The organism is Actinophytocola sp. (genome assembly GCF_035712165.1).
Classification (GTDB): Bacteria; Actinomycetota; Actinomycetes; order Mycobacteriales; family Pseudonocardiaceae; genus DASYTH01.
Genome location: NZ_DASTBH010000327.1, coordinates 1 through 3837, shown reverse-complemented (window position 1 = coordinate 3837; position 3837 = coordinate 1). Strand labels below are relative to the sequence as shown.

The window sequence follows — 3837 nt, the reverse complement described above, 5'->3', positions numbered from 1 at the left end:
GGCGCGGGGTCCGGGTTCACTACGGCGGCCGGGTGTGTCGCCGGCTCGGGTGCCGGTGCGGCCGGGGGGTTGTGCACTGGCGCGGGGTCCGGGTTCGTTTCGGCGGCGGGGGGGTTGTCGTGGGCGGCGGGGGTGTCGGCGGCTGGGCGGGTTGCCGGGTCGGCGGGTGCCGGTGCGGCGGTGGGGCTGTGCTCCGGGTTCACCTCGGCGGCAGGGTGGGTTGCCGGGTCGGCGGGTGCTGGCGCGGCCGGTGGGTTGTGTGCCGGCGCGGGGTCCGGGTTCGTTTCGGCGGCGGGCGGGTTTTCTTGGGCTGCGGGGGCTTCGGGGGCCGGGCCGGCCGCCTGCGGGGTGTCGGCGGGTGACGGCGCGGCCACCGGAGGTGGGGTGTCGGGCTGCGCGACCGGCGGTACCTCGGCGGGGGGCTGCGGGGTCGGTTCGGTGGGTCGGTCGGACATGCTCGGGTCCCCCATCTCGTGTGTGTCGCAGGATCGTGGCCTCCAGGCCCGGGAGCCGTCAACGCGTGCGGCCGCTCCTGTGTTCAATACCGCAGCGTGGTCCGGCGACGAGGCTGACGCAATGCGTTTCGACACGAAGATTGCGGTCGCGGTCCGCGGTGATCTTGCCGGGTGGCAGAAGTTGAACGTGACCGCGTTCCTGGCGAGTGCGGTGGCTGGACTGGAGGGGATGTTGGGCAAGCCGTACGAGGACGGCTCGGGCAACACGTACCTGGCGATGTTCCGGGAACCCGTGCTGGTCTACGTCGCTGGCCGTGACGAGCTTGCCCGGATGCGTGAGCGTGCGCTCACCCGCGAGCTACCGGTCGCCGTCTACACCGAGGAACTGTTCGGCACCGGCAACGACGACGACAACCGGGCCGCGGTGCGGGCCGTTCCCGCCGGCGAGCTGAACCTGGCCGGCCTGGCGGTCTACGGCCGGCGCACCGCGATCGACAAGGTGTGCAAGGGACTCAGGCTGCATCCCTAGGCACAGGCGGGTCCGACGAACTCCGGGTGCGGGCCGTCGGTGAACTGGCAGCCGAACTCGGGCCGGGCCACCACGCGCGGGTTGAGGATGTCGTCGCCGGCCGGGCGATGGCCGGTGCGCACCCAGCGGACCAGGTCGGCGAACCCGCGCTGCACCTCCGCCGGGGTGAATCCGCAGTGCTGGTTGCCCCGGATCGCCCGGGAGACGAACAGCCGGGACTGGCCGCGCAGCGCGGCCTCCTTGGCGTAGATCTGCTCCATCGACAGCGGCACGAACAGGTCGCCGATGGTGTGCATGGACAGCACCGGAATCCGCGGATCGCCTGCCACGCGCGGGATCCCGGTCAGGTCGCGGCTGGCCTGGGTGGTCGGCGCCACCCGCAGCGCGGCGATGTTGAGCCGCAGTTCCGGCCGGGACAGGAACGGGCTGGCGTCGACCTGGTAGAGCGTGTGCCGGTTGTCGGTCACGTTGCCGTCGGCGATCCCGATGGTGCCGCCGGACAGTCCCGGGTAGACCCCGAACAGGAACGGGATGTTGGTCAGCGGAGCGAATCCGCGCGAGTTCCAGAACGTCATCGCCGAGTCGAACCCGGGCCGCACCCCGCCGCTGCGCTGCTGCACCGCACCCGCCCAGGTGCGGCCCAGGTCGGTCAGCGTCACATCCGGTGTGTTGAAGCCGCTTCCCAGCTGCGGCAACATGTTCAGCACCGTCTGGGCGTACTCCGGCCCGTAGGCCTGGCCCTCCTCGCGGGTGGCCGGGAACCGGATGGTCGTCGCGGTCAGCCCCGCCGCCGTCACGTTGGCGTCCAGGAAGAAGTCGAACAGTTCCTTGTCGCCCAGCACGCCGCAGATCGGCATGGCGGCGACGAAATCGCCGCGGAAGTGCTCGATGGCCGCCGCGGTGATGTGTCCGCCCATCGACGCGCCGGTCATGTAGACGGCGTGCGCCCGGCTGCCCCGCACGGACCGGAACAGGTTGATCAGGTCGTGCGAGTCGGTGACCCCGTGCCCCACGTCGTAGCCGTTGGTCTGGTAGCTCGACGCCGCCCAGGCGAAGCCCTGCTCGATGTAGAACCGCCGGGTCGACGGGCTGTCCACGAACACGGTCAGCCCGTTGCCACGGAACCCGTGTGCCCACAGCACCAGGTCGCGGTTCCACTTCTTCGGCACCTCGATCCGGTACGCCGCACCGTTCACGATGCCGGTGTGCACCTCGGAGATCGCCTGCCCGGCCGCGTCGGTCAGCGGCACGAACGGCGCGTTGCTGCCGAAGTCGCAGTTGGGGTCGGCGATCGTGTACCCGGGTTGGGTCGGGCTCGGCACCGGCGCGGCACACGCCGCCTGTGCGCCGGCGGCCGGTGCGGCCACCAGCAGCGAGCCGGCCATGACCAGGACAGAACTCATCGCAGCGAGCAGGCGCATCCTCGCATCGGACTCCGATATTGCCGGCTTGTCAATCGGTGAATTCGCCGGTCAGGCGTCCCGGCGCAGGAACAGCCCACGGCGCGATCGGCGGCGCGTCGAGGGCGGCGTGATTCGGCTGCTCACATAGGAAGCGCCCACGGCGAGCATCCAGCCGCGGGCCTGGTCGTCCCGGGGCAGGGCCGGCCGTAGGCTGCCGGCGTGCGACGCGACGAGCTGATCGAATACTGCCTGGCCAAGCCGGGCGCGGAAGAGAGCTATCCCTGGGGCGACGAGGAACTCGTGGCGAAGGTCGGCGGCAAGGCGTTCGCGTTCATCGGCATGGCCGGCGACTCGGTCGGGGTGAAGTGCGGGGCGAGCGCGGCGGAGGCGGCCGAGTACCGCGAGCGCTACCCGGACGACGTGCGGACCAGCGACTACATCGGGCGCTACGGCTGGAACACGGTGCGCTACGAGGGCGGCGCGGTGCCGGACGACGAGGTGCTGGAGCTGCTCGACCGCTCCTACGCGGCCATCGTGGCGAAGCTGCCGAAGTCCCGGCGCCCGGCCTGACTACTCGGAACGATGCCGGCGGCGCGGCTGCGCGGCGCCGACCGGCTCGGCGCCTTCGGGTTCGGTGTTCGGCACGGCGGGCTTCGCACCCTCGGTCATCTCGCGAAGTAACTGGTCGAAGATCGGCGTGGAGTCCATGTCCTGCCGTGCCATGCGTGCCCTCCTAGATCCGCGCGTTGGGAAGCCTGCCAGACAGCTGGCTGACACGAATGAGTTAGCTCGACATCCCGCTTCCGGTTGAGATCACGTTGGCCCGGCGGCTTCGCCTGGGCGAGTATGTCCGCATGACCGCAGCTCTAAACCATCTTGTCGCGCTCAAGGTCGACGTGTCCGAGCAGGTGGCCGAGGTCACCCTGCTCGGGCCGGGTAAGGGTAACGCCATGGGGCCGGACTTCTGGCGGGAGTTGCCGCTGGTGTTCCGGGCCCTGGACGCCGACCCGCAGGTGCGCGCGGTGGTGATCACCGGCAGCGGCGCGCACTTCTCCTACGGGCTGGACCTGCCGGCGATGGCGCCGTCCTGGGGTGAGCTGCTCGGTGGGGACGCGCTGGCCGCCCCCCGCACCCGGTTCCTGGACTCGCTGCGTGACCTGCAGGACGCGGTGACCGCGGTGGCGGCCTGCCGCAAACCGGTCGTGGCCGCCGTGTCCGGCTGGTGCATCGGCGGTGGCGTCGACCTGATCGCCGCCACCGACATCCGCCTGGCCAGCGCCGAGGCCAAGTTCAGCGTGCGGGAGGTGAAGGTGGCCATCGTCGCCGACCTCGGCAGCCTGCAGCGGCTGGCCGGGATCATCGGCGAGGGACACCTGCGTGAGCTCGCGTTCACCGGGCGGGACATCGACGCCGAGCACGCCCGGCGGATCGGGCTGGTCAACCACGTGCA

Annotated in this window: 5 protein-coding genes and 1 pseudogene; 3 read left to right on the top strand and 3 right to left on the bottom strand. The window is 71.3% G+C overall.

Annotated features, from left to right (window positions below):
* Nucleotides 1-455: pseudogene (locus VFO68_RS18480) on the bottom strand (hypothetical protein); the annotation flags it as partial.
* A gap of 121 nt (nt 456-576) precedes the next feature.
* Between VFO68_RS18480 and VFO68_RS18475 the strand changes: the two are divergent.
* Entirely contained in the window at nt 577-984 is a 408-nt protein-coding gene (locus VFO68_RS18475; RefSeq protein WP_325159559.1) for a DUF2000 domain-containing protein, read from the top strand.
* Here VFO68_RS18475 and VFO68_RS18470 read toward each other — a convergent pair.
* Entirely contained in the window at nt 981-2387 is a 1407-nt protein-coding gene (locus VFO68_RS18470; protein WP_325159558.1) for a hypothetical protein, read from the bottom strand. The two genes, VFO68_RS18475 and VFO68_RS18470, sit on opposite strands and share 4 nt — an antisense overlap.
* 219 nt (nt 2388-2606) lie before the next feature.
* On the opposite strand from VFO68_RS18470, the gene VFO68_RS18465 reads away from it, so the two are divergent.
* The gene (locus VFO68_RS18465; RefSeq protein ID WP_325159557.1) at nt 2607-2957 is read left to right on the top strand and encodes an MmcQ/YjbR family DNA-binding protein; all 351 of its coding nucleotides are present in this window, start codon (nt 2607-2609) and stop codon (nt 2955-2957) included.
* On the opposite strand, the gene VFO68_RS18460 is transcribed toward VFO68_RS18465, so the two are convergent.
* Nucleotides 2958-3110 carry a hypothetical protein gene (locus VFO68_RS18460; RefSeq protein WP_325159556.1) on the bottom strand — a complete coding sequence of 51 codons (153 nt, stop codon included), beginning with the start codon at nt 3108-3110 and terminating at the stop codon, nt 2958-2960.
* 131 nt (nt 3111-3241) lie between these two features.
* On the opposite strand from VFO68_RS18460, the gene VFO68_RS18455 reads away from it, so the two are divergent.
* Nucleotides 3242-3837 (top strand): enoyl-CoA hydratase-related protein (locus VFO68_RS18455; protein WP_325159555.1); only part of this gene is annotated, 596 nt, incomplete at its 3' end.

Excerpts from the sequence above, each read along its gene's own strand:
- VFO68_RS18475 (WP_325159559.1), top strand. The coding sequence starts at position 577 with ATGCGTTTCGACACGAAGATTGCGGTCGCGGTCCGCGGTGATCTTGCC.
- VFO68_RS18470 (WP_325159558.1), bottom strand. The coding sequence starts at position 2,387 with ATGAGTTCTGTCCTGGTCATGGCCGGCTCGCTGCTGGTGGCCGCACCG.
- VFO68_RS18460 (WP_325159556.1), bottom strand. The coding sequence starts at position 3,110 with ATGGCACGGCAGGACATGGACTCCACGCCGATCTTCGACCAGTTACTT.